This is a genomic window from Rhizobium sp. NLR10b (assembly GCF_019685435.1).
Classification (GTDB): Bacteria; Pseudomonadota; Alphaproteobacteria; order Rhizobiales; family Rhizobiaceae; genus Rhizobium.
On sequence record NZ_JABDWV010000001.1, the window covers coordinates 386,051 to 411,015 of the forward strand.

General features: G+C 61.6%; 24 protein-coding genes and 1 pseudogene. 19 read left to right on the plus strand and 6 right to left on the minus strand.

Translation table 11 applies throughout. From position 1 onward, the window contains the following. The first annotated feature begins 118 nt into the window (after nt 1-118). Nucleotides 119-2,215 (plus strand): bifunctional rhamnulose-1-phosphate aldolase/short-chain dehydrogenase, encoded by a 2,097-nt coding sequence (locus HJB91_RS01785; RefSeq protein WP_221153365.1) that lies wholly within the window; start codon nt 119-121, stop codon nt 2,213-2,215. A gap of 212 nt (nt 2,216-2,427) precedes the next feature. Further along, nucleotides 2,428-3,720, plus strand: coding sequence for an L-rhamnose catabolism isomerase (rhaI, locus tag HJB91_RS01790; RefSeq protein ID WP_210632315.1), 1,293 nt, complete (start codon nt 2,428-2,430; stop codon nt 3,718-3,720). A 66-nt stretch (nt 3,721-3,786) separates the two neighbouring features. Here rhaI and HJB91_RS01795 read toward each other — a convergent pair whose 3' ends face one another. Further along, nucleotides 3,787-4,245 carry a carboxymuconolactone decarboxylase family protein gene (locus HJB91_RS01795; protein ID WP_210632316.1) on the minus strand — a complete coding sequence of 153 codons (459 nt, stop codon included), beginning with the start codon at nt 4,243-4,245 and terminating at the stop codon, nt 3,787-3,789. Between the two features lie 108 nt (nt 4,246-4,353). Here HJB91_RS01795 and HJB91_RS01800 point away from each other — a divergent pair, with 108 nt between their 5' ends. Together HJB91_RS01800 and HJB91_RS01805 are read left to right on the plus strand one after the other, a co-directional pair. Then, nucleotides 4,354-5,223 (plus strand): sigma-70 family RNA polymerase sigma factor, encoded by an 870-nt coding sequence (locus HJB91_RS01800; RefSeq protein ID WP_221153366.1) that lies wholly within the window; start codon nt 4,354-4,356, stop codon nt 5,221-5,223. A gap of 164 nt (nt 5,224-5,387) precedes the next feature. Beyond that, on the plus strand, nt 5,388-6,602 hold the full coding sequence (locus HJB91_RS01805; RefSeq protein ID WP_221124033.1) for an amidohydrolase/deacetylase family metallohydrolase: 1,215 nt from the start codon (nt 5,388-5,390) through the stop codon (nt 6,600-6,602). A 20-nt stretch (nt 6,603-6,622) separates the two neighbouring features. Here the strand turns inward: HJB91_RS01805 and HJB91_RS01810 are convergent, their stop codons facing one another. Then, the gene (locus HJB91_RS01810; protein WP_210632319.1) at nt 6,623-7,462 is read right to left on the minus strand and encodes an IclR family transcriptional regulator; all 840 of its coding nucleotides are present in this window, start codon (nt 7,460-7,462) and stop codon (nt 6,623-6,625) included. Between the two features lie 171 nt (nt 7,463-7,633). Beyond that, nucleotides 7,634-7,747, minus strand: a pseudogene (locus HJB91_RS30500) (VapC toxin family PIN domain ribonuclease); the annotation flags it as partial. A gap of 79 nt (nt 7,748-7,826) precedes the next feature. Between HJB91_RS30500 and HJB91_RS01815 the strand changes: the two are divergent. Continuing rightward, entirely contained in the window at nt 7,827-8,684 is an 858-nt protein-coding gene (locus HJB91_RS01815) for an SDR family oxidoreductase (protein WP_221124034.1), read from the plus strand. Here HJB91_RS01815 and HJB91_RS01820 read toward each other — a convergent pair. After that, a complete protein-coding gene (locus HJB91_RS01820; RefSeq protein WP_221153367.1) occupies nt 8,681-12,292 on the minus strand; it encodes a hydantoinase B/oxoprolinase family protein in 3,612 nt (1,203 codons plus the stop codon). The two genes, HJB91_RS01815 and HJB91_RS01820, sit on opposite strands and share 4 nt — an antisense overlap. A gap of 85 nt (nt 12,293-12,377) precedes the next feature. Between HJB91_RS01820 and HJB91_RS01825 the strand changes: the two genes are divergently transcribed. Further along, entirely contained in the window at nt 12,378-12,905 is a 528-nt protein-coding gene (locus HJB91_RS01825) for a winged helix DNA-binding protein (protein ID WP_210632322.1), read from the plus strand. A 51-nt stretch (nt 12,906-12,956) separates the two neighbouring features. Here HJB91_RS01825 and HJB91_RS01830 read toward each other — a convergent pair whose 3' ends face one another. Next, the gene (locus HJB91_RS01830) at nt 12,957-13,172 is read right to left on the minus strand and encodes a hypothetical protein (RefSeq protein ID WP_210632323.1); all 216 of its coding nucleotides are present in this window, start codon (nt 13,170-13,172) and stop codon (nt 12,957-12,959) included. Nucleotides 13,173-13,298: 126 nt separating this feature from the next. Between HJB91_RS01830 and HJB91_RS01835 the strand changes: the two genes are divergently transcribed. Then, the gene (locus tag HJB91_RS01835) at nt 13,299-13,922 is read left to right on the plus strand and encodes a TetR/AcrR family transcriptional regulator (RefSeq protein ID WP_221124036.1); all 624 of its coding nucleotides are present in this window, start codon (nt 13,299-13,301) and stop codon (nt 13,920-13,922) included. Between the two features lie 63 nt (nt 13,923-13,985). Beyond that, the gene (locus tag HJB91_RS01840) at nt 13,986-14,186 is read left to right on the plus strand and encodes a hypothetical protein (protein ID WP_210632325.1); all 201 of its coding nucleotides are present in this window, start codon (nt 13,986-13,988) and stop codon (nt 14,184-14,186) included. A 1-nt stretch (nt 14,187) separates the two neighbouring features. On the opposite strand, the gene HJB91_RS01845 is transcribed toward HJB91_RS01840, so the two are convergent. Continuing rightward, entirely contained in the window at nt 14,188-14,724 is a 537-nt protein-coding gene (locus HJB91_RS01845; RefSeq protein ID WP_210632326.1) for a prepilin peptidase, read from the minus strand. Between the two features lie 255 nt (nt 14,725-14,979). On the opposite strand from HJB91_RS01845, the gene HJB91_RS01850 reads away from it, so the two are divergent. The 11 genes from HJB91_RS01850 (at nt 14,980) to HJB91_RS01900 (ending at nt 24,962) form a co-directional block, all read left to right on the plus strand. Beyond that, on the plus strand, nt 14,980-15,174 hold the full coding sequence (locus tag HJB91_RS01850; RefSeq protein ID WP_210632327.1) for a Flp family type IVb pilin: 195 nt from the start codon (nt 14,980-14,982) through the stop codon (nt 15,172-15,174). Nucleotides 15,175-15,273: 99 nt separating this feature from the next. Then, nucleotides 15,274-16,188 carry a Flp pilus assembly protein CpaB gene (gene cpaB / locus HJB91_RS01855; protein WP_210632328.1) on the plus strand — a complete coding sequence of 305 codons (915 nt, stop codon included), beginning with the start codon at nt 15,274-15,276 and terminating at the stop codon, nt 16,186-16,188. Between the two features lie 55 nt (nt 16,189-16,243). After that, on the plus strand, nt 16,244-17,731 hold the full coding sequence (locus tag HJB91_RS01860) for a type II and III secretion system protein family protein (protein WP_210632329.1): 1,488 nt from the start codon (nt 16,244-16,246) through the stop codon (nt 17,729-17,731). Further along, entirely contained in the window at nt 17,715-18,020 is a 306-nt protein-coding gene (locus HJB91_RS01865; protein WP_210632330.1) for a hypothetical protein, read from the plus strand. Before HJB91_RS01860 ends, HJB91_RS01865 begins: the two co-directional genes overlap by 17 nt. Before the next feature lie 93 nt (nt 18,021-18,113). Continuing rightward, complete coding sequence (locus tag HJB91_RS01870) at nt 18,114-19,718, plus strand: TadE/TadG family type IV pilus assembly protein (protein ID WP_221153368.1); 1,605 nt, start codon at nt 18,114-18,116, stop codon at nt 19,716-19,718. Beyond that, nucleotides 19,715-20,194, plus strand: coding sequence for a TadE/TadG family type IV pilus assembly protein (locus tag HJB91_RS01875; RefSeq protein WP_210632332.1), 480 nt, complete (start codon nt 19,715-19,717; stop codon nt 20,192-20,194). The genes HJB91_RS01870 and HJB91_RS01875 overlap by 4 nt, the downstream gene beginning before the upstream one ends. After that, entirely contained in the window at nt 20,188-20,814 is a 627-nt protein-coding gene (locus tag HJB91_RS01880; protein ID WP_210632333.1) for a TadE/TadG family type IV pilus assembly protein, read from the plus strand. Before HJB91_RS01875 ends, HJB91_RS01880 begins: the two co-directional genes overlap by 7 nt. 27 nt (nt 20,815-20,841) lie before the next feature. Further along, entirely contained in the window at nt 20,842-21,984 is a 1,143-nt protein-coding gene (locus HJB91_RS01885) for a pilus assembly protein (RefSeq protein ID WP_221145064.1), read from the plus strand. After that, nucleotides 21,981-22,544: a L,D-transpeptidase gene (locus tag HJB91_RS01890; RefSeq protein WP_210632335.1), complete on the plus strand. Its 564-nt coding sequence runs from the start codon at nt 21,981-21,983 to the stop codon at nt 22,542-22,544. The genes HJB91_RS01885 and HJB91_RS01890 overlap by 4 nt, the downstream gene beginning before the upstream one ends. 16 nt (nt 22,545-22,560) lie before the next feature. Beyond that, nucleotides 22,561-24,009 (plus strand): CpaF family protein, encoded by a 1,449-nt coding sequence (locus HJB91_RS01895; protein WP_210632336.1) that lies wholly within the window; start codon nt 22,561-22,563, stop codon nt 24,007-24,009. Further along, a complete protein-coding gene (locus HJB91_RS01900; RefSeq protein WP_210632337.1) occupies nt 24,006-24,962 on the plus strand; it encodes a type II secretion system F family protein in 957 nt (318 codons plus the stop codon). The genes HJB91_RS01895 and HJB91_RS01900 overlap by 4 nt, the downstream gene beginning before the upstream one ends. Nucleotides 24,963-24,965: the final 3 nt, after the last annotated feature.

Below are 24,965 nucleotides of genomic sequence, written 5' to 3' on the forward strand. Positions count from 1 at the left end.
GATGCAGCATAAGCGATTTTGACCGTTTTCGATTGACAAGCGCATTTATGATGCGCGATACCTTGAGCGAAAGGGCTCGCTGATCGCGGTGCCTGACAAGCCTATATGGGAGGATGATATGGCGGCGAACGTCCGGCTTCTGGAAAACCGGTGGGATGATGGTTATGCGGCGGGCCTCGATGAGCCCGGCAAGCTGCTCTATCGCTCCAATCTGCTCGGCGCCGACAAGCGCATCACCAATTACGGCGGCGGCAATACCTCGGCGAAGGTGATGGAAACCGATCCCCTAACCGGCGGCAAGGTCATGGTCCTTTGGGTCAAGGGCTCGGGCGGCGACGTCGGCACTATCAAGCTCGATGGTTTTGCGACCCTCTACCAGGACAAGCTGGAATCGCTGAAATCAATCTACAAGGGCGTCGAGGACGAAGACCGCATGGTCGGCTTCCTGCCGCACTGCACCTTCAACCTGAATGGCCGTGCCGCCTCGATCGACACGCCGCTGCACGGCTTTGTGCCGTTCACCCATGTCGACCACATGCATCCCGACGCGATCATCGCCATTGCCGCCTCGAAGAACTCCAGGGAATTGACCAAGCAGATCTTCGGTGACGAGATCGGCTGGCTGCCCTGGCGCCGTCCGGGCTTCCAGCTCGGCCTCGATCTCGAAGCCTTCGTCAAGGCGAACCCGAACGCCAAGGGCGTCGTGCTCGAAAGCCACGGCCTCTTCACCTGGGCAAATGACGCCAAGGCCTGCTACGAGCTGACACTCGACATCATCAACAAGGCGATCGTCTGGTTTGCCGAAAAGACCGAAGGCAAGACGATTTTCGGCGGTGCACTGACCCAGAGCCTGCCCGTCGCCGAGCGCCGCGCTATCGCCGCCCGGCTGATGCCGGAGATCCGCGGCCGGATCGGCAAGCAGGAGCGCAAGCTCGGTCATTTCGATGATCAGGACGCCGTGCTCGAATTCGTCAATTCCCGAGATCTGCGGCCGCTCGGCGCGCTCGGCACCAGCTGCCCCGACCATTTCCTGCGCACCAAGATCCGCCCGCTGATCGTCGATTTCGACCCGGCCAAGCCGGATGTCGACGCGATCGTCGCCGGCCTCGACCAGGCGCTGGAGGATTACCGCGCCGATTACGCCCGCTATTACAACGACTGCAAGCATGACAATTCGCCCGCGATGCGCGACGCCAATCCCGTCATCTTCCTCGTTCCCGGCGTCGGCATGCTGTCCTTTGCCCGCGACAAGGCAACGGCGCGCATCGCCAGCGAATTCTACGTCAACGCCATCAACGTCATGCGCGGTGCCTCGACGGTTTCGGAATATCGGGGCCTGCCGGAGCAGGAAGCCTTCGATATCGAATACTGGCTGCTGGAAGAGGCGAAGCTCCAGCGCATGCCGAAGCCGAAGAGCCTTGCCGGCCGGGTGGCTTTCGTCACCGGCGGCGCCGGCGGCATCGGCCGGGCGACGGCCGCCCGCCTTGTCGGCGAGGGCGCCTGCGTGGTGCTTGCCGATATCGATCAGGCAGCACTCGAAAGCACAGAGGCCGACTTCGTCAAGAAATACGGTGCTGATGCCGTGCGCAGCGTCCGGCTCGACGTTACCAAGGAAGATGCGGTGATCGCCTCCTTCGCGGAAGCTTCGGTCGAATTCGGCGGCGTCGATATCCTCGTCTCGAATGCCGGCATTGCCTCCTCCGCGCCGATCGAAGCCACCGAGCTTTCGACCTGGAACCGCAATATCGACATTCTGGCGACTGGCTATTTCCTTGTCTCGCGGGAGGCGTTCCGTCTGTTCCGCCGCCAGGCGCTCGGCGGCAACATTGTCTTCGTTGCCTCGAAGAACGGCCTTGCCGCTTCGCCGAACGCGTCTGCCTATTGCACGGCAAAGGCCGCCGAAGTCCATCTCGCCCGCTGCCTGGCGCTGGAAGGCGCGGATGCCGGCATCCGCGTCAACACTGTCAACCCGGATGCGGTGCTGCGCGGTTCGAAGATCTGGAGCGGCGAATGGCGCGAGCAGCGCGCCGCCTCCTCGAAGATCGAGGTCGATGATCTCGAGGAACATTACCGCAAGCGTTCGATGCTGAAGCTCAACGTGTTTCCGGAGGATATCGCCGAGGCGATCTACTTCCTCGCATCGGACCTTTCGGCAAAATCAACCGGCAATATCATCAATGTCGACGCCGGCAACGTGCAGAGCTTTACGCGGTGATTTTTGACGGGCGGATGCGTCTGCCCCTCACCCTAACCCTCTCCCCGTCTTGACGGGGAGAGGGGACTTGCCCAACGAAATGTTGGAGTAGGACAGAGACGGCGCGGCATATTCCCTTCTGCCCCTCACAACGGGGAGAAGGTGCCGGCAGGCGGATGAGGGGCGGCCCCACGGCAGTTCCAATGTAGAAATTGCAGAACCGGGAGGACAAAATGGCCGAGTTCAGGATCGCGCAGGATCTCGTCGCGAGCGAGAACGACAAGCGGGCAGCCGCACTGAAAGCCGATTATGAGGCGCTGGGCGCCATACTTGCGCGCCGCGGCGTCGATATCGAAGCCATCACCCGCAGGGTCGCGGAATTCTTCGTCGCCGTTCCTTCTTGGGGTGTCGGCACCGGCGGCACGCGCTTTGCCCGCTTCCCGGGCGCCGGCGAGCCACGCGGCATCTTCGACAAGCTCGACGATTGCGCCGTCATCAATCAGCTGACGCAGGCGACACCGACCGTCTCGCTGCATATTCCCTGGGACAAGGCGGACGCCAAGGAATTGAAGGCCAAGGGCGATGCGCTCGGCCTCGGCTTCGACGCGATGAATTCGAACACCTTCTCCGACGCGCCGGGACAGGCCCATTCCTACAAATACGGCTCTCTCAGCCACACCGACGCGGCGACGCGCGCGCAGGCGGTGGAGCACAATCTCGAATGCATCGAGATCGGCAAGGCGATCGGCTCCAAAGCGCTGACGGTCTGGATCGGCGACGGATCGAACTTCCCCGGCCAGAGCAATTTCACCAAGGCATTCGAGCGTTACCTCGCCTCGATGGCCGACATTTACAAGGCGCTGCCCGACGACTGGAAGCTGTTCTCCGAGCACAAGATGTATGAGCCGGCCTTCTATTCGACGATCGTACAGGACTGGGGCACCAACTATCTGATCGCCCAGACGCTCGGCCCCAAGGCCCATTGCCTTGTCGATCTCGGCCACCATGCGCCGAACACCAATATCGAGATGATCGTTGCCCGCCTGATCCAGTTCGGGAAGCTCGGCGGCTTCCACTTCAACGATTCGAAATATGGCGACGACGATCTCGATGCCGGCGTAATCGATCCCTATCGGCTGTTCCTGGTGTTCAACGAGCTGGTCGATGCCGAGCAGCGCGGCGTCAACGATTTCAATCCGGCACATATGATCGACCAGTCCCACAATGTCACCGATCCGATCGAGAGCCTGATCAACAGCGCCAACGAAATCCGCCGCGCCTATGCGCAGGCGCTCCTCGTCGATCGCAAGGCGCTCGAGGGCTATCAGCAGGACAATGACGCGCTGATGGCGTCGGAAACGCTGAAGCGCGCCTATCGCGCCGATGTCGAACCGATCCTTGCCGAGGCGCGCCGTCGCGCCGGCGGGGCGATCGACCCGATCGCCGCCTACCGCGCCAGTGGCTACCGCAAAAAGGTGGCGGCCGAGCGTCCGGCATCGGTTGCCGGCGGCGGCGGCATCATCTGAGCTGCCGGGCTGAATAGAAGTGTGGTCGCCGGCAGCGCCGGGTGAAACGCTGCCGGCAATCGCCGATCACGGTTTCCAGGCGCCGGCGATCTGACGGGTTGCGATGTTCAACCGGTTCCAGACATTGATGTTGGCGATGGCGATGACGAGAGCCGCAAGGCTGCGGCCGTCATAATGCCGGGTCGCCTCGTCCCAGATCTCGTCCGGCACCGGGTCGGCACGGTCGCTGGTGCGGGTCACAGCCTCGGTCAGCGCAAGGGCTGCTCGCTCGGCATCGCTATAATAGGGGGCGTCGCGCCAGCCGGCGACGGCAAAGAGCCGCTCATCCGTCTCACCGTGTTTGCGGGCAATGCGCCAATGACCATCGATGCAGACGCTGCAGCCGTTGATCTGGCTGGCGCGCAGATTGACGAGTTCGAGCAGCTTTGGCGAAAGGCCCGTTTCGGTCGGCACCTTGCCGAGTGCATTGAGCGCCTGCATGGCTTGTGGAAGCACGAGGGCGGGATTTCCCATTCTCTCCTGCATGATATGTCTCCTTGATGCGTTCAGGGTGCGACGATCCGCCGGCGCTGTCACACCGGCCCGGTTTCATTCGTCATTGATGTGACGGAACGCAGCGAAGGAATGTGACGGATGAACGAGAATAATTGGCTGGCCGATCAATTCGAGGCGAACCGGGCGCATCTGAAAGCGGCCGCCTATCGCATGCTCGGCTCGCGCAGCGAGGCCGAAGACGCCGTTCAGGAGGCTTGGCTGCGGCTCACCCGTGCGGATAGGACTGACGTAGGCAATCTCGGCGGCTGGCTGACGACGGTGGTGGCTCGTATCTGCCTCGATATGCTGCGTGCCCGCAAGACCCGGCGCGAGGAGCCGCTGGAGATGCCAGTCCATGCAGCGATCGCCGATCCTGCCAAGGATCCGGAGCGCGACGCCGCATTCGCCGATTCGGTGGGCGTGGCGCTGCTCGTCGTGTTGCAGACGGTGGCGCCTGCCGAACGGGTTGCCTTCGTGCTGCACGACATGTTCGATCTTCCCTTCGACGAAATCGCGCCGATTATCGGCCGATCATCCGCCGCCGCCCGTCAGCTCGCGAGCCGTGCCCGCCGCAGGGTGCAGGGCGTGGACGAGACGCCGGATGTCGATCTCGGCCGCAAGCGAACGATTGCGGAGGCCTTTCTAACGGCTTCGCGCAGCGGTGATCTGCAGGCGCTGATTGCCGTGCTTGCCCCAGATGTCGTGTTTCGGCTGGACGCGACGGCGGCGCGTTTCGGGGCCTTCGGCGAAACGCGCGGCGCATCCGAAGTGGCAGAGTTGTTCAAGGGCCGGGCGCAGGCGGCAGAGATCGCCATCGTCGACGGCGAGCTTGGCTTCGTCGTGCGCATCGCGGGTCAGATTCGCGTCGTAGTAGCGTTTACCATCGCCGGAGACAGGATTGCGGCCATCGAAGCCATCGCCGATCCCGACCACCTCGAACGGCTTGACTACTCAATCCTGCGAGATTGAAATCGCTGGAAAAATTTGCCGCTCCTTGGCGGGAGCGCGGTTGAGAACGAGCGCGCTGCCGCCACTGCCGTGCGGCTAGCGACGCTTCATTTCTCTTGACAGCAGTCTCTTCGGCTTTATTCTATTATAAGGATTTATATAGCATAACTATGGAATTTGGAAATATGATCATATCGGGCGACCGGACGAAGAAGCCACTTCTCCTCACCAATGTCAGACCGATGGCGTTCGGTGCGGGCGCATCCGAGGGGGTGATCGACATTCTCGTCAATGCTGACGGCCGCATCGCCGGGATTGGTCCGTCGCTTCCGGCCTCTGAGGATGTGACACGCGTCGACGGCAAGGGTGCCTTCATTTCGCCGGGCTGGATCGATCTACACGTACACATCTGGCATGGCGGCACCGATATCTCCATCCGCCCCTCCGAATGCGGTCTCGAGCGCGGCGTCACCACCCTGGTCGACGCCGGTTCGGCCGGCGAGGCAAATTTCCATGGCTTCCGCGAGTATATCATCGAGCCCTCACGCGAACGCATCAAGGCCTTCCTGAACCTCGGCTCGATCGGCCTCGTCGCCTGCAACCGCGTCGCCGAGCTCAGGGATATCAGGGATATCGATCTCGACCGGATTCTCGAAGTCTACGCCGAAAACAGCGAGCACATCGTCGGCATCAAGGTGCGCGCCAGCCACGTCATCACCGGCTCCTGGGGCGTCACTCCCGTCAAGCTCGGCAAGAAGATCGCCAAGATCCTGAAAGTGCCGATGATGGTCCATGTCGGCGAACCGCCGGCACTTTACGACGAAGTGCTCGAAATTCTCGGCCCCGGCGACGTCGTCACCCACTGCTTCAACGGCAAGGCCGGTTCGAGCATCATGGAGGACGAGGATCTTTTCAATCTCGCCGAGCGCTGCGCCTCCGAAGGCATCCGCCTCGACATCGGCCATGGCGGCGCCTCCTTCTCCTTCAAGGTCGCCGAAGCGGCGATCGCGCGCGGGCTTCTGCCGTTCTCGATCTCGACCGATCTGCACGGCCATTCGATGAACTTTCCGGTCTGGGATCTGGCAACGACGATGTCGAAGCTGCTCAGCGTCGGCATGCCCTTCGACAAGGTCGTGGAAGCCGTCACCCATGCGCCGGCCTCCGTCATCAAGCTGCCGATGGAGAACCGACTTTCCGTCGGCGCGCCAGCCGAATTCACGATTTTCGACCTCGTCGATTCCGAGCTCGAAGCAACGGATTCCAATGGCGATGTCTCGGTCCTCAGCAAGCTGTTCGAGCCGCGCTTTGCGGTGATGGGCGCCGAAGCGTTCACAGCCAGCCGGTACGTGCCGCGGGCGCGAAGGCTCGTGCGTCACAGCCACGGCTATTCCTACAGATAAATCCGGTGGCGCGGCAGGTGTCAGCGGTTGCGCCAACCCATCAGTTTTTCGATCCGTTCCGCCGAATTGCGCACATGCGCCGTATAATGGTTCTCATCGGAAAAGGCCTTCTGCTCCGGCAGCACGATCGAAATGGTGGCGACGCACTGGCCGGCGCGATCGCAGATCGGCGAGGCGATGCAGGCGACCGCATAGTCGGATTCTCCGGCCTGGATCGACAGGCGCGCCTCGAAGGCCTTGCCGGCCGCTTCCGACAGGGTGCTCGGATCGATCTCGGCGCGGCCGGTCGGTGATGAGCGGGCGCAGCGTTTGAAAAGCTCGATGCGTTCCTCTTCGGGGAGGTGGCCGACGAGCAGGCGGCCTGATGCCGTCCAGTTGAGCGGCACCCGGGTGCCGACGCGCGACGCCACCTGGAAATGGCTCGGACCGTCGGCCATGGCAAGCACCAGCATGTAATCGCCGTCACGGCCGCAGACCTGCACGGTTTCGCCGGCCTGGCGACAGAGATCGTGCATTTCATGAGTGGCAATGCTCATGAAATCCAGAGATCGCGCATAGGCGAGACCATAGTGATAAAGCCGGGCGCCGAGCCAGATCGAGCCGTCCGCCTGGCGCGTCAGCATGTTCTTCTCGACGAGGTCGTCGACGATGACGTAGACCGTCGATAGCGGCGCCTTCACCGCCTTGGCGATGGCATAGACGCCGGCCGGCGATCCTGTCTCATAGAGATGATCGATCACCTGAAGAGCGCGGTCGATGCCGCTGACGCGGGCGCGGCGCGTGCCCTTGCCGCCGGCTTCGCCGGCAAGGCTCTCATCTTCGGAGTAAACTGCGGGCGATGTCTTTCCGTCCAATTCCATGCACCTCATGAACACTGCAGCCATATTACATTACTATGGCACAATGGTCGCTGTGGCAAATCGCAACATCTTGTAGGTTGATCGTCTGTGCGGATGTGGTGGCGGTGGAACCGGGAGACTGCGTGATATCCGCATCCGCCGACCGCCGACCGCCGACCTCATAACAGGCAGACGCGCTCCGATGATGCTCCAGGCTTTTGCCAGCCCCTTGTCGAGCGTGACGAGCGTGGCGTCGCTACCGATTGCGACGGCGAGATGCAGTGCGTCACCGGCACGAAGACCGAGATTGAAAAGCGATCTGGCCGCAACGCCGTTGGAACAACCAGCCGCAGCCTGAGTTTGTCCCTCAACTCAGGAGGCTATAATGACACAATATCCAACACCCCCTTTCCCATCCCAGAAACAGCCGATGCCGGGTTTCACGGCACAGATGGATCCGGTTCCCGACCATGGTGAAAAAACCTATCGCGGATCCGAACGGCTCAAGGGCAAGCGGGCGATCATTACCGGTGGCGACAGCGGCATCGGCCGGGCAGTGGCAATCGCCTATGCCCGGGAAGGCGCAGATCTGGTGATCTCCTATCTTGACGAGGATGAGGATGCCGACGAGACGAAGCGGCTCGTTGAACAGGCGGGGCGCAAGGCCGTGCTCGTCAGTGGCGACATCCAGGATCCGGCCCATTGCCGGCAAATTGTCGAGACGGCGGTCAAGGAGCTCGGTGGTATCGACATTCTCGTCAACAATGCCGCGCACCAGGCAAGCTTCAAGAGCATTGACGAGATCAGCGACGAGGAGTGGGAGCTGACCTTCAAGGTCAACATCCATGCGATGTTCTACCTGACCAAGGCGGCCGTCGCCCATATGAAGCCCGGCAGCGCCATCATCAATACGGCTTCGATCAATTCGGACAATCCGAACCCGACGCTGCTGGCCTATGCCACGACCAAGGGCGCAATCCAGAATTTCACCGCCGGCCTGGCTCAGCTTCTGGCCGAGAAGGGCATTCGCGCCAATGCCGTGGCGCCGGGCCCGATCTGGACGCCGCTCATCCCGTCGACGCTGCCCGAAGATAGCGTCAGCAATTTCGGCAAGCAGGTGCCGATGAAGCGGCCGGGCCAGCCGGCCGAACTGGCCACGGCCTATGTCATGCTGGCCGATCCCTTGTCGAGCTATGTCTCGGGCACGACAATCGCGGTCACCGGTGGCAAACCGATCCTCTAAACCGGTTTGCCGTAGCCGCCGCCGGTCGGCGTCGTGACGATCACGGCGTCGCCGGCGGCGAGCATTGCCTGGTCGCAGCCTTCCAGCCTTTCGACCGTGCCGTCGCTGCGACGAACCTCCGTTTTTCCCAATTGCCCGTCTTCCCCGCCGAAGAGGCCGAAAGGCCGGATCGTTCGGTGCGAGGAGAGAATGCTGCAATCCATCGCTTGCAGGAAGCGGATGGTGCGCTCGGTCCCGCCGCCGGAACTATATTGGCCCTTGCCCCCGGAGCCGCGGCGGATGTGAAAATCTTCCAGCACGACGGGAAAGCGGAATTCCAGCACCTCGGGATCGGTCAGCCGTGAGTTGGTCATATGGGTGTGCACGCCGTCGGCGCCGCTGAAGCCGGTGCCGTCATTGAGCAGGCCGGCGGGGCCGCCGGAGCAGATTGTCTCGTAATATTGGTAGGTGACGTTGCCGAAGGTCAGGTTGTTCATCGACCCTTGGGCGGCTGCCAGCGTTCCGAGCGCCCCGAAGAGCGCATTCGTCACATGCTGGCTGGTCTCGACATTGCCGGCGACGACGGCGGCCGGATAGGCCGGGCGCAGCATCGATCCGTCCGGCACGACGATCCGGATCGGCCGCAGGCAGCCGGCATTCATCGGGATCGGCTGCTCGACCATGACGCGGAAGACATAGAGCACCGCGGCGCGCGTCACCGGTTCCGGCGCATTGAAATTGGTCGGTTGCTGGGCGCTCGTGCCGGTGAAATCGACCGTTGCCTCGCGCGCCTTCCGGTCGACGGTGATCTTCACCTTGATGACGGCGCCCTGATCGGTGGGATAGGAGAATTCGCTGTCGCTGAGGCGGGCGATCACCCGGCGAACGCTCTCCTCGGCATTGTCCTGGACATGGCCCATATAGGCTTCGACGACGTCGAGCCCGAAATGGGCGACCATCTTGCGCAGTTCCTGAACGCCCTTTTCGTTGGCCGCGATCTGCGCCTTCACGTCGGCGAGGTTCTGGGCCGGGTTGCGGGCGGGGTAGGGATGGTCCCGCAGCATTGCCGCAAATTCGCTCTCACGGAAACGGCCTTTGTCGACCAGCAGGAAATTGTCGATCAGCACGCCTTCCTCATCGACCTTGGTCGCCCGCGGCGTCATCGAACCAGGTGCCTTGCCGCCGATGTCGGCATGATGGCCGCGCGAGGCGACGTAAAACAGGATGGTCTCGCCGGCGTCGTCGAACACCGGCGTGACGACGGTGATGTCGGGCAGATGCGTGCCGCCGTTGTAAGGCGCATTGAGCGCGAAGACATCGCCCGGTCGAATGCGGCCTTCGTTGAGCCGGATGATCGTTTCGACCGAGCGATCCATCGATCCCAGATGCACGGGCATATGCGGCGCATTGGCGACGAGTGCGCCGGTGCGGTCGAAGACGGCGCAGGAGAAATCGAGCCGCTCCTTGATATTGACCGAGTGAGCAGTGTTCTGCAGCGTCACGCCCATCTGCTCGGCGATCGCCATGAACAGATTGTTGAAGACTTCGAGCATGACGGGGTCGGCGCTGGTGCCGATCGCCGAATTGCGGGAAAGCGCGATCTCGCGGGTGAGAACGATATGGTCGTGGCCGGTCAGGCGCGCCTGCCAGCCGGTCTCGACGACGATCGTCTGATGCGCTTCGATGATGAGGGCCGGCCCCTTGACGACTGCACCCGGCTTCAGCGCATCACGCCTGAAAATGCCGGCCTCATGCCAGCTTCCGCCGGAATAGAAGCGGGTCGTGCGCAGCGCTTGCGGTGCGAAGCTCCCCGCCTGCACGTTCATCTCCTCGACATCGGCGCCGCCGCCGATGCCTTCGACTTCGATGGAGTCGACGACGACAGGCCGGTCTTCGAAGATGAAGCCGAACTGCTTCTTGTGGGCGGCGGCAAAGGCTTGCGTCATCTCCTCCTGCGGCCCGAAGGCGACGGGCAGGGCGGTGTCGGTGCCCTTATATTGCAGGTGCAGCCGGATGACGACCTCCATGTCGCCGGCTTCGACGCCCTGCAGCATCAGTTCCCTGCGCACCTCTTTCTCCAGTTCGGTCCGGATACCGCCGATCGCCGGCAGGGCGGCGGCTAGTTCGGCCAGCACCGCGCGCTGGCGTGTGGCGCGGATATCGGCGAGCCCCATGCCATAGGCCGAAAGAATGCCGGAGAAGGGGTGGATCAGCACCGTTTTCATGCCGAGGCTGTCGGCGACCAGGCAGGCATGCTGGCCGCCGGCGCCGCCGAAACAGGTGAGCGCATAGTCGGAAACGTCGTAACCGCGCTGGACGGAGATCTTCTTGATGGCGTTGGCCATATTCTCGACAGCGATAGCGAGGAAGCCGTCGGCCACCTCTTCCGCCGTCCGGCCGCCGCCGATATCCTGCGCCATCTCGGCAAAGGCGGCGCGCACCGCCTCGGCGTCGAGCGGCTGGTCTTGCTCCGGCCCGAAGATTGTGGGGAAGAACTCCGGCAGCAGCTTGCCCGTCATGATATTTGCATCAGTAACAGCAAGCGGCCCGCCGCGGCGATAGGATTTCGGGCCGGGCGTGGCACCCGCCGACTCCGGGCCGACGCGGAAGCGTGAACCGTCATAGCTCAGGATCGAGCCGCCGCCGGCTGCGACGGTATGGATCTTCATCATCGGCGCGCGCATGCGCACACCGGCGACCTCGGTCTCGAAAGCGCGTTCCAGCTCGCCGTCATAGTGCGAAACGTCCGTCGAGGTGCCGCCCATGTCGAAGCCGATCATCCTGTCGAAACCGGCGATGCGCGAGACCTCGACCGCGCCGACCACCCCGCCCGCGGGTCCGGAGAGGATTGCATCCTTTCCCTGGAAGAGATGCGCGTCGGTCAGTCCGCCCGAGGACTGCATGAACATCAGCTTCGGGCCCTTTCCTTCGACCGCGCCGAGCTCGACGGCGACCTGATCGACATAGCGCCGGAGAACCGGGGATAGATAGGCATCGACGACGGCCGTGTCGCCGCGGCCGACAAGCTTGATCAGCGGTGAAACCACATGCGAGGGCGAGATCTGCGTGAAGCCGATGGCGCGCGCGATGGCGGCGGCCTGCTGTTCGTGCTCGGGATAGCGGTAGGCATGCATGAAAACGATTGCGACGGCGCGCAGTCCCCGCGCATAGGCGGCTTCAAGCGCGTGCCGCAGATCATCTTCTAAGAGCGGGCGTTCCACCGTGCCGTCCGCCAGTACGCGCTCGTCGGCCTCGATCACATCGGCGTAGAGCAGTTCCGGTTTGACGATTTTCTTGGCGAAGATGTCGGCGCGCGCCTGATAGCCGATCTCCAGCGCATCGCGAAAGCCCTTCGTCGTCACCAACAGGGTCGGATCACCCTTGCGTTCGAGAAGTGCATTGGTGGCGACCGTCGTTCCCATCTTCACGGCGCCGATGAGCTCGGAAGGGATCGTCTGGCCGGGCTTGAGGCCGAGCAATTCGCGGATGCCATGAACCGCCGGGTCGCGATAGGCTTCCGGATTTTCCGAAAGCAGCTTGTTCGCGACGAGCGAGCCGTCGGGGCGGCGGGCGACGATATCGGTGAAGGTGCCGCCGCGATCGATCCAGAAATCCCACTGCCCGCTCATCGTCCGGCCTCCCGTTGAATTGAAAAATCATTGACGATTTATCGATAAAATGTCAACGTTGAGCTGTTGATCGTGGAGGGATGGAATGGCAGATGAATGCGGGCAACCGGAAATCGGGCCGATCGTCTCCTCCTCGCATCTCGCCGACGGCGCGCTTCCCGTTCTGTCGGAACTGGAATTTGGGCTCATCCTCGCCGGCAATGCCTTCGACCGCTGGATGGTGCGCTGCATGACGGCGGCGGGCGAACCCGGCTGCGCTGCGATCGACGTGCTGGTGCTGCATTCGGTGGCGCACCGGCGGCGGCCGAAGCGGCTCGGCGATCTCTGCAGCGTGCTCGGCGTCGAGGATACGCATCTGGTGATTTATGCGCTCAAGAAGTTGGAAAAGCGCGGCCTCGTGAAAAGCGCGCGGGCAGGCAAGGAGAAGTTGATCATCGCTACCGACAAGGGCGTTGAAACCTGCCTGAGATACCGTGCGGTGCGCGAAGCGTTGCTGGTGGAATCAATGAAGGGGCTCGGGCTCGATGCCGGCTCGACATCGGCAGTGGCAGCGATGCTGAGGGCACTTTCCGGCCACTACGATCAAGCAGCAAGGGCCGCCGCCTCTTTATGACGACAGCCCTTGTCGGGGGCAGGGAGAGATCCCCCGGGTTCAAGCGGCTTTTCAGCCGAAGCAGGGGATGGCCGGCAGATTGGCGCGGCTCGCAAGCGCTCCGATCATCTTGCCCACCGGCGTCGGGCGCGGTTGACCTTTGTCGGCGGCCGTCTCCAGGAGTTGCTTGAAGTCCTCAAGCTTCACGCCGTCGGCGCGCAACACCATGGCGATCAGGGGGTCGCGAAGGGCTTCGGATATCGTCAGGTCGTCTCTGGTCTTTCTCATGGCTTGTCCTCCTTTCGTGGGCGGTCGCCCGTGTTCCACATCCGCCGCCAACCCTCTGCGTTGACTTTCGCGGCCTGTGGTGTTACCGGTAAGTAACAATGCTGTTGTTACCGATCGGTCACATTGATGTCAAGGACTTCGTCCGCAAAAAAATCAGAAACTTCGAATGAAATCTCCGCAACCGTTTCAGAAGATCGCATCCCGCCGCGGGAGCGCATCGTCTCGACGGCCGTGGAGCTTTTCCGCGAGCGCGGCATCCGCGGCATTGGCGTCGATGCCATCGCCGACGCCGCCCTGACCAACAAGATGACGCTCTACCGGCATTTCGGCTCGAAGGACGAACTCGTCTGCGAGACGTTGCGGCGCGCCTCCGAAAAGGCCAATGCCATCTGGCGCGATCTGGAGGCCGCCCATCCCGGCGATCCCCGCGCCCAGCTCGGCGCCTGGGTGGAGATGCGGGCGCAGTGTCTGAACGGCGAGCCCGCTGGCTGCGATCTCGCCAACGCCGCCATCGAGCTCAAGGGGGAGGGTCATCCCGCCCATGAAGTGATCGAACGGCACAAGGCCGAACAACGCGATCGCCTCGCCGCGCTCTGTTCGGCAGCCGGTGCGCGCGAACCTCAACTTCTTGCCGATACGCTGACGCTGCTGCTCGAAGGCGCGCGCGTCAGTCGCCAAACGATGGGCGCCGCCGGCTGTTGCGGCCATTTCGCCAAGGCCTGCAGAGCAGCGATCGCTTCTTTCACCTGATAGACCGGAACCTTACCGCCTCCACATCGTTTTCCCATCACCGGACGATGTGGAGACCGGGAGATGAACCACGTCTATCTCAAGCGGCTATATGCCAGACGCGCCGAGCTCGAAGCCAAGCTCGAGCTTCACGAGGCGCGCTATTGTTTTGGCGAGGAAGAGGTCGATGACGGCACCGACAGCGACCTGCGTCAGCGATTGAGCGAGGTCTCCGAGGAGATCGCCGCGCTGGAGAACAGGTCGGACAGAGCCTTTTCGGGGTAGGTCACCGAAGCTGCAACTGCTGTCGGATCATGGGCAAAGCCATGGTCAGGAGCGTCGCGAAAACCATGATGACGCCATAGGGTATCTTCCGGCTCGCCCGAATTTCCTCGATACGTATGAAAAAGGCGAGATGCGCGACTGCCAGCGGCACCGGCAGCCGCAGGACCAGCAGCGTCACGATGCCGAGGACAAGCAGCAGCACCGCGAACGGCATCATTCCGTGCCAGCCGATAAAAAGGCCGATCGGCAGGAAAAGCTTGGCGTCTCCTGCGCCAAACAGGCGGAACGCCCAGAGAGCCACCCCAAGCATGAACATCAGCAGACCGGCCGCGATGTCGCCGCCGATTCCGCTCGAGGCAAACAGCGCCGCGCCGACATCATCCGAGCCAAGTATCAAGGCCACTGCCCGCAGTGCACAAAGTGTTACGAGCGCCAGCACGACGGCATTGGGGATTTTCCATGTACGGAAATCGGTCCAGGCCGCGTAGAGAAAAAGAAATACTGCAAGAGAACTAGTAACATTGACCATTTGCAGCATAGGCTTCGACCTTTTCGGCTATTTTAAGCTTATTGTGTAGGCTAGGTTCACTCGATTACGGCAAAATTGTCGATTTTTACGGCCGGTTCTTTCATCCCAGTTTTAACCATAAAGTATAGATATCGCCCGTTCGCCTACAAAAGATTTGACTAAATTAGAATTAACAGATTATTAATATTTCCAGTCGAAGGGGCGGTCTCGACGACAAAGTGCCGGGGAAATACGGCGCACCACTTACCTGGGAGGTAATTCTCGATGAAAGCATTTGTAAATAGCGTACGCGCTTTCGCGCGGGAAGAAGATGGCGTCGCACTTACCGAATACCTCATTCTGCTTGCCTTGCTGGTTGGCGGGGTGATCACGGCGGTGACACTGGCCGGCACCAATCTGAGTGCGGTCTGGACGGCATGGGCAGGGTGGTTCACGACCGCGCTGGCTGTCCCGGCCTGATATTGGCGTTCGACGAAGGGAGGGGTTTTTGTTAACCCCTCTCTTCTAAATTAGAAATAATGAATGGATGCACTCCGTCCAGTGTAGCGAGTAACCGCGATGCGTTCTTCAACGATTTTAAGTCTCGTTATTGCATTTGTACTCGCCGCCGCCGCAGTTTTCGGGATGCGCGCGTATCTCTCCGATCAGAAGGCCCGACTGCTGGCGATGAACGGCGTGAAGGCCGAGGAAAGGACACTTGTGGTCGCCGCCACGCCAATGCGCTTCGGCGACCGGATTCGATCCGAAAACCTCAGGGCCATTCCCTGGCCCTCCAATGAAACACCCGCAGGCTCGTTCGTCAGCATCGATCTGGTCGTCGGCAACGATGCCCAGCCGCGTTATGCCATGGCGGCGATCGATCCGGGCGAGCCGGTTCTATCCTCGAAAATCACCGGTACCGGCGAACGCGCCACGCTGTCGGCGGCGCTCGACCAGGGCATGAAGGCGGTCTCCATCCGGGTCAACGACGTGCTCGGCGTTGCCGGGTTCGTAAGGCCTTCCGATCGCGTCGACGTGCTTCTGACGCGGGTCGTGCGCGGACCGGCCGGCAACGATCAGACCTTCGTCGACGTGCTGCTGCAAGGCGTCAAGGTGCTGGCGGTGGACCAGACGGCCGACGAGCGCAAGGACGAGCCATCCGTCGTCAAGACCGTGACCTTTGAGGTCACGACCGACGAGGCGCAGCGCCTTACCCTCGGCTCCAGTATCGGCACGCTCTCACTGGCGCTCCGCAATGTTGCCTCTTCCTCTATCGAGCAGACCCGGCCGATCACCGTCGCCGACCTCGGTGGCGGGGCGATGGCGACAGAACTGGGCAAGGATTTGGAAAAGAAGTTGCCAGAACCCGAGAAACAAGTGCAGATTGTGGAGCAAAGGGTCGAACCGGTGTTGCCGGTTGAGCCGAAGTGGGTGACAGTGGGGGTCTGGAACACGACGAAGCGCGAGGAGCACCGAGTCGGCCTGGTCCAGTGATGTTTATACGGCATGCCGCAGGTGCGGCTAGCCGAATGAGGGGGCTAAAGCAGGCATGGCGAGCGGCAAGAGAAGAATCGCAGGGACGAAAAGCCTTGCGGCATTAGCGGCAGTGTTTTCGGCCTGTGTGTGTTTGGCCCCTGGATTTGCCGGCTGCGCCAACGCACAGGAAAAGTCCGTCACTTTAGGCGAATCGGTCCAGCACGTGACGCTGCCTCCGAACGAGACGCTGACGCTCAACACCGGGCAGCCCTTCGGGGATCTCGTCATCGGCAGCGCCGATATGATCGACGTGGTGCCACTTTCCGACCGCTCGCTGTTCATTCGCGGCAAAAAGATCGGCGCCACCAATATCTCGGTCTATGGCGAAGACAAGTCGCTTCTCGGCGTCATCGACATCCGCGTTGCCAGCGATTTCAGCGAAGTCGCCTCCGCCATTCGCTCTGCCGCGCCCTCGGCTCGGGTCAGGGTCATCAACTCCAACGATCGCATTCGCCTGACAGGCTTCGTCCGCGACGGCATCGAACTGCAGCGGGTGATGGAAATCGCCCAGTCCTATTCCGACCAGCCGGTACTGAACCAGTTGCGCGTCAGTGACAGCCAGCAGGTGATGCTGGAGGTCCGGGTCATCGAAGCCTCGCGCCAGACGGGTCGTGACCTCGGGATCGGTTGGTCCGGGCACGGCAACAACGGAATCGGCAAGGCAACGACCAGCCAGGGTATCACCGTGGACGATGACGGCAACCTGGTCCGTAGCCTCCTCGATCCCAAGGGTGCGGCAACGGGGGCGCTGCCCTTCGGCCAGTTGATCGCCAAGGTGCTGGAAATCTCGGGCGGCCACATCGATGTGGTGATCAACGCCCTCGAGCAGAAGGGACTGGTGCGTCGCCTGGCGCAGCCGAACCTCATCGCCATGAGCGGCTCGACCGCCAGCTTCCATGCCGGCGGTGAGGTGCCGATCCTGAAGACGACGAACAACGGCACGACGGTCGCCACCGAGACGGACTATCGCCCCTTCGGTGTGCGGCTGACCTTCAAGCCGGTGGTTCTTGATGATGGGCTGATCAATCTGGAGATCGAGCCCGAGGTTTCCGAGCTCGATCCGTCGATCAACGTCAACGGCAATCCGGGCTTCATCTCGCGCGCGGCCAGCACCACGGTCGCGCTTCGCGACGGCCAGAGCTTTGCCTTGGCCGGCCTGCTGCAGTCGATCAATGCCAAAGACATCCAGCAATTGCCCGGCCTCGGAAAGATACCAGTGCTCGGCGCACTATTCCGTTCGACGAGTTTCCAGAAGAAGGAATCCGACCTCGTCATCGTCGTCACGCCGCACATCGTTCGACCGGCCCGCCCTGGCGAGGATCTCTACAGTCCGCTCGACCAGACGCGTTCGTCCAACGACCTCGAGCTTTTTGCGCTCGGTGTCATGGAAGTCGACAAGGACATGCTCCGACGCTTTCGCAATGGCGAAGGTGTGACTGGGCCCTATGGCCATCGTCTCGACCTGAACCAGGGAGTCCAAGCCGTTGCTACAAAACGCTAAGCGCGTCCTTTTCGTCCTTGCAGCCGCCGGCCTCGCTTCCGGCTGCGCCGACTACATGAACCATCGCGACACGATCACCTTCGGGCTCGGCAATGCCGTGGAAGCAAACAAGGCCATCCACATTCAGGACCCGTTCCCGCCGGAAGCCCAGCGAACGCAAATCGCAAGCGACGGCAAGGTGATCCGCAGGGTGGTCACTCAATATCAGAACGGCGGGTTGGGCGTTGTTCAGCCGTCGCCGGCCATGGGGGCGAATGGGGCCTCCAACGGGGCGACCGCCAGCCAATAGGCTGGCGAAAGGCATGAACTGCGGCAGTGCGCCGGAGGGAAAATGCACGAAACGGGGTCATCACGGCGATAGCGCCGTGATGGGGGGACGCCAATGCTCAGCAGGGTTGTCAGACGGTTCTGGAACGATCATCGCGGCTATGTCATCGCCTTGACGCTCATCGCCATGCCAATGCTTCTCGGCTTTTCGCTGCTGATCATCGATGTCGGTCGCAGCAGCAACCTGCATACCGATCTCCAGAACGCCGTCGATGCGATGGCGCTGGCCGGGGCCCGCGAACTCGATGGCCGCGATGATGCCATTACGAGGGCGCAGACGGCGATCGAGAAAATCGCCAACAGCGCGGCCTTTTCCGGCGGCGGAACCGGCATGTCGCTTGGTTCGAATATCAGCGTGACCTATGACGCCGGCAACGATGCCGGAAGCACTGTTACCGTGCTTTTTCTGAAGGATATCCCGGCGAACGACGATACATCAATCCCGGCTTCGATGGAAACGACAGTGGCCAGCGAAGCGTCCTATGCCTGGGTCGTCGCGAAGCCGCAAGCGATGCAGACGATCTTTCCGATCCCGGTCGGCTTTACCCGCGATACGATCAACATCGCCGCCGACGCCGTGGCGGTATATCACGCCAGTGCCTGCGACGTGACGCCGATCTACATCTGCAATCCGTTCGAGCCGGTGGGGAACACGAGTGAAAGCGCCAGCGAAACTGCAGCTACGGCCCTGCACACCAACTTTGCGGCCGGCAATCTCTATGGACGACAGATCGAGCTTCACAGCACCGCGGCATCCAATCCCGGTCCCGGCAATTTCGGCTTCCTGCGGACCCCCTTGGGCAATGGTGCGTCCGTGCTGGCGGAGGCTCTTGCCACCGGCAATCCCGGTACATGCTACACACAGGACAACCTCGATACCGAGACCGGCGCAAAGGCGGGGCCCGTCGAGGACGGGGTCAATACGCGCTTCGGCTTCTACTCCTCGTCGTTCAACAAGGCGAACGGAGATTATCGTTACCGGCCTGCCCAGAACGTGCGCTCCGCGCAGTCAATCAGCGGCAAGGGCAAGAAGGGCTGCGATACCTATAATCCAGTCATGGTCGGAGCCGTTGTCGGCGATGCGACCAAGGCCTTGCCGCTCGGCTATGGAGCGGGCATGACCTCGCTTGCCGGCGGCAAGATCAGCAGTGGCAACAATTGGAACTACACGACCTATTGGAATGTCGCGCAGGGCACGGCAGCGCCCTCGGTGAGCACGGTCCTCAGCAACTACTCCAGTTATCCCCCGCAGGCGACCGGAACGCCAGCACAGCCCTCCGCTTATGACGTCTATCGCTACGAGCTTGCAAACGCGGCTCTCATCAATCATGCCTCGGCGAATGGTGAGACCGGAACGCCGGCAACGGGTGGTCAGTGCTATGCCGGCCCGGACCTTTCGAACTATACGGCAGCCGAATATGGCGACCGCCGCGAGATTTTCTCGGCCATTGTCAATTGTGGCTATGAGGCTTCGGTCGGCCATCTGAACGGTCACAAGGCCACGCGCGCCGTTGCCTTCGCGCGCATGTTCCTGACCAAGCCGGCGATAAAGGATGCCGGCGAACGATACCTTTCCCTGGAGATGATCGACATCACCGGCAAGGGTGGTCGCGGTACGCTGGACGAATTCCTGCGGGAAGAATCGGAGCTGGTCAGATGATCGCGTTCCGCAATTTTATTCTGCATCGGCTTTGCCTCGGTTTCTGGCGGCGGGAGGAAGGCGCAGTGCTCGCCGAAGCGCTGCTCGCAATCCCCTTTGTGACGCTCTTTGCGGCTGGAATACTGGAGTTTGGCAGCATCTTCTGGCAGCGCATGCAGATCGACGCAGGCTTGCGCGATGCGGGGCGTTACCTTTCGCGCTGCCGACCGGCCTCGGGAACCTATGTGCCGACATGCAATCAGGCGACGGCCAAGACCATTGCTTTTTACGGAACGCAAACACCCGCGGCAGATGCTGAGCCCCGTGTCCCCGGCTGGAACGACCCTTCCGACATCACAATCAGTGCACCCGATGCGGACGGCAACATCACCATTTCCACTGCGCATCTCTATCAGAGTTCACCGGTATTCGCCTTTCTCGGACTCGACGCCATCACGATCAGTTCCTTCCATGAAGAGAGATACATCGGATGGTGACCTCCAGGGCAATCAAGGCATTCTGGCAGGATAGCAGTGGCGCCAGCCTTGTCGAAGCATTGCTGACCTTTCCGATCGTCATGCTGGTCTTCGCCGCCTTCATCGAGTTCGGCTATGCCATGTCGCAGTGGAATCAGACGGTCAAGGCACTGCAATATGGTGCCCGACTGGCGGCCGTATCAGATCCGCTGACAACCAATTTCGCTGCCGTTTTCCCGGTCGAAGCTGCCGATCCGCTCAACAACGGCAAAGCGACGCCGAACGATGCCACGATATCCTCGACCTGCGGACCGGCTCTTGCGAACTGCAGCACGGCGGCATTGAACCGGATTGTCCTCGGAAGCGACGGCGTTTGCAACGCGGGAACCGATCCCCACCCGGGCATTTGCGACCTAAACTGGCGCATCACGCCGGATAAGCTGATGGTCACCTATCAGCGATCGGGGCTCGGCTATTGGGGCCGCCCGGACGGGCCGGTGCTGACGATGCGGCTGGAGGTGCGCGACATCACCTTCGATCTGCCGATCCTCGGCGGGTTGCTGGGACTGAACGACGTCACCATCCCGGCCCATCCGGTGACGATCACGACGGAAGACCTGAAGACCTGCTCAACCTGCTGACTTCTTGTTACGCGTAGGAAAGCGAAAATGACAGCGCACATGAACATTGCCGCATCCACCAAGATCCTGGTTCTCTCCGACGACGCGGCCGCAGCGAGCTTCATGCTCGATACATTCGGGTCGCTTTCGCGTTACGATGTCCGCCATCTCTCGCTGAAGGCGCTCGGAGAAAAGGGCCGACTCGATCCGACGCAGTTCGGACTGATCGTTCTCGACGTCGACAACGGGGAATTGCTGCAGCAGCCGGAGCTCTTCGCGTTTCGCACCCGCTATCGGGACGTTCCGCTCGTCGTCGTCTCCGAAGACTTGCCGGACGACATGCTGCGGCTGCTCTTCCGCCTGAACGGCAATGACTGGCTGAAGAAGCCGCTCGAGCGCCGCGCCCTGATCGACATGATTTCGACCCATGCGCCAGGCACGGGCGCCAGCGACAGCCGGGTGCATGCCGTGGTCTCAGCCGTCGGTGGCGCGGGCGCCAGCATGATCGCTTCGTCGCTCGCGCATGTGCTGGCCCAGCCGACCAAGAATTCCACGCCGAGGATCGACTTGTTCGACACGGATTTTTGTTCTGGGGCGCTCGGCTATTATCTCAATCTTGTCAACGACTACGACTTGAAACCGGTCATCGCCAATCCTTCCCGGGTCGATCTCGAATTCATCGATCTTGTCCGAAAGCGGCATCCGGGCGGCTTTTCACTGCTGTCCTTCAAGCAGCCGTCAGTCCTTCTGGCGCCGAAGGGCGGTGAACTCGTGCTGCGTATGCTCGACGTGGCCGCCTTTGAGAGCGACCACACGATCGTCGACATCCCCTATTATGACACGCCGTGGAAATACGAGGTGCTCACTTCGGTCAACAGCATCTATATCGTCACAGAAATGACGGTCCCCGCGCTTTCTCATGCGAAGGATTTGTTTTCAAACCTGGTGCGGCTGCGAGGAAGTGCGGATCAGATATTCATCGTCATCAACAAATACCGCGCCAAGTTTTTTGGCCTCGGCCTGCGCCGACAACAAACGGAGAAGATATTCAAGGACATCCCGACGCACGTCATTGCGGATGACTGGGAGACTTTGAGCGAGGCGGTCAACCGCGGAGTGCTGCCGGTTCAGGTGAATTCCCGTGCGCGCTTCTGCGGCGCGGTCGGTAAACTTGGAGCATTGGTGCGATGAAGGCGATTGACAGTGGGTGCATAAGGTCCTGCGTCGGCCTTGTGTTTCTGGCCGTTCTGGCCGTCGCCGGGGATGCGGCGGCAGCCGGGCTAGTGCCGCGAAGCCTTGGGCCGACGACAAGCACGGTGGTGACGATCGAAAAAGGCTACGCGGCTGGAACGATCGTCATCGTCAGCGCGAACCGAACGCTGGATCTCGTCATCTCCGATGGACGGGCGATCCGTTACAAGATCGGCGTCGGACGAGATGGATTTCGCTGGAGCGGGACTGTCAAGGTTGGACGCAAGGCGGAGTGGCCCGACTGGCGCCCGCCTGCCGAGATGAAGGCGCGCGCAGCCGGGCTTCCGGACCTGGTGCCCGCCGGGCCGCTCAATCCCTTGGGCGCTCGCGGGATCTATCTCTTCAAGGGCGGGACCGACACGCTCTACCGCATTCATGGAACGAACGAGCAGTCGACGGTCGGCGATTTCGCGTCATCGGGCTGTTTTCGCATGAGCAATGCCGACGTCATCGATCTCTATGAGAGGGTGAAAGTCGGTTCCACGGTCATTGTAAAATAGTTCAGGGGTGGGAAACATGGCGAACGGCATCATGGGGCGTTTCTACAAGCATCAGCAGGAGCCTGAAATCCGCGAACATCCGGAGGCGGCCGAACTGTCACTCGTCGCAGCGCAGAACATGCCTGCCCAACCGGTCTCTGTCAGCAGCACGGTGAGTGGCGAAGAAGCTTCGCTTGGGCCGGACCTGGTTTCCGAGCGGGTCAATCTGCACCGCTACCTGCTCGATCGCATCAACCTCGGGATTCTCGACACGCTCGACAACGAGGAGATCGCCACCGAGATCCGACCGCTGGTCAAGGATTACATCCGCAATAACAACTTTCCGCTGAATGCCAAGGAAATCAATGATCTGATTCGCGATATCACCGACGAGATGCTCGGGCTGGGGCCGATCGAGCCGCTGCTGGCCGACGACACGATCGCGGATATTCTCATCAACGGCTACAACAGCGTCTATGTCGAGCGGAGCGGCAAGCTCGAGAGCACCGCCGTGCGGTTCAAGGACGAGGACCATCTGCTTCGGGTGATCAACAAGATCGTCTCGGCCGTCGGTCGCCGCGTCGACGAGTCGACGCCGATGGTCGACGCCCGCCTCAAGGATGGCTCGCGTGTCAACGTTGCCATCAGGCCGATCTCGGTCGATGGACCGCTCGTTTCCATTCGCAAATTCACCCGCAAGCCGCTGACATTGGAGCGCCTGGTGCAATATGGCGCCATGGCCGATGCGATGCGCATCCTTCTCAGCGCTGCGGTCAAGGGCAAGGTGTCGATGGTGATTTCAGGCGGCACCGGTTCCGGCAAGACCACCTTGCTCAACGCTCTCTCGTCCCAGATTTCTCCAAAGGAGCGCCTGATCACCATCGAGGATGCGGCCGAACTGCAACTGCAGCAGCCCCATGTCGGGCGCTTGGAAACCCGACCGCCGACGCTCGACGGACGCAACGAGATCCGCCAACGCGAACTTCTGAAAAACGCCCTGCGCATGCGCCCCGACCGCATTATCGTCGGCGAAGTCCGCGGCGACGAGGCATTCGACATGCTGCAGGCGATGAATACCGGTCACGAGGGGTCGATGACGACGATTCACGCCAACACGCCCCGCGACGCCGTCGGCCGGCTTGAGCAGATGGTCGGCATGGCCGGGATGCCGATGTCGCAGTTGAGTATTCGCTCGCAGATCTCGTCCGCCATCACCGTCATCGTGCAGGTACAGCGCCTGAGCGACGGCAGCCGCAAAGTTGTCTCGATCTCCGAGATCACCGGCATGGAGGGCGAAGTCGTGCAGATGCAGGAGATTATGAAATTCAAGAAAATCAACACCGATGAAGGTGGGCGGATCCATGGAGAATTCCGCGCCACCGGCATCCGGCCGCGGTTCGTCGAGGAATTTGCCGAACTCGGGATCGAGATCCCTGTGGCGATTTTCGATCCCGGTAAACCGCTGCAAACGGGACCTGTTCAATGACGACCCTCACGCTGCTTTACGCCGCCGTTTTCACCGCGGCCCTAGTCGCTGTCGAAGCGATCATGCGCGGCTATTTCAAGACATCCGAACGCCACCGCGCGGTGAACCATCGGTTGCGCTTGCTCGAGGTCAGCGATGATCATCGTAAAACCTATAGCGATATGCTCAAGGAGCGCGGTGCCGGCGACAGTTGGCGGCAAACCCCCATAATGCAGCGACTGCTGCGGTTCTACGCCCAGTCGGGAATCAAGTTCGATATCAGGCGTTTTGCTCTCTTCGCGATCGCCGGCGCACTTGTGACATGGCTGGTCGTCCAGTTCCTCGTGCCGAGCACTCTGTTCAGAATACCCGTCTTTCTCCTGATCTGCCTCCTCGTCCCGGCACTCGTCGTCTGGCGCGCCCGGGCCAGCCGCATGAAGAAATTCGAACTGAAACTTCCTGAAGCGCTGGATGTCGCCAATCGCAGCCTCGCGGCTGGCCACCCGCTGCCGGCGGCGATCGCTCTGGTGGCCCGCGAGATGCCTGATCCGATCGGCACCGAGTTCGGCCTCCTCTCGGATGAACTCACCTACGGCGTTACACTGGATGATGCCCTTCTCAACTTGGCGGGCCGGGTCGGCGTCGAGGATCTGAATCTGCTCGCGATATCGTTGAGCGTACAGGCGGGAACCGGCGGAAATCTCGTGGAGATCTTGCAAAACCTTTCGAAGACGCTGCGAGACCGGACGATGCTGAAGGCGAAGGTCAGAGCGATTTCCTCGGAAGGGCGTATCACGGCGATCTTCATGTCGGTTTATCCCTTTCTGCTCTACGCGATGATCAAGGCATTGTCGCCGACCTACTTCGATCCCGTCTGGGATAGCGGCTACGGAACCGCCATTGTGAGCGTGCTGCTCACCGTCATGGCGATCGGGAATGTCATTCTCTACAAGATGGTCAACTTCGAGTACTGAGGC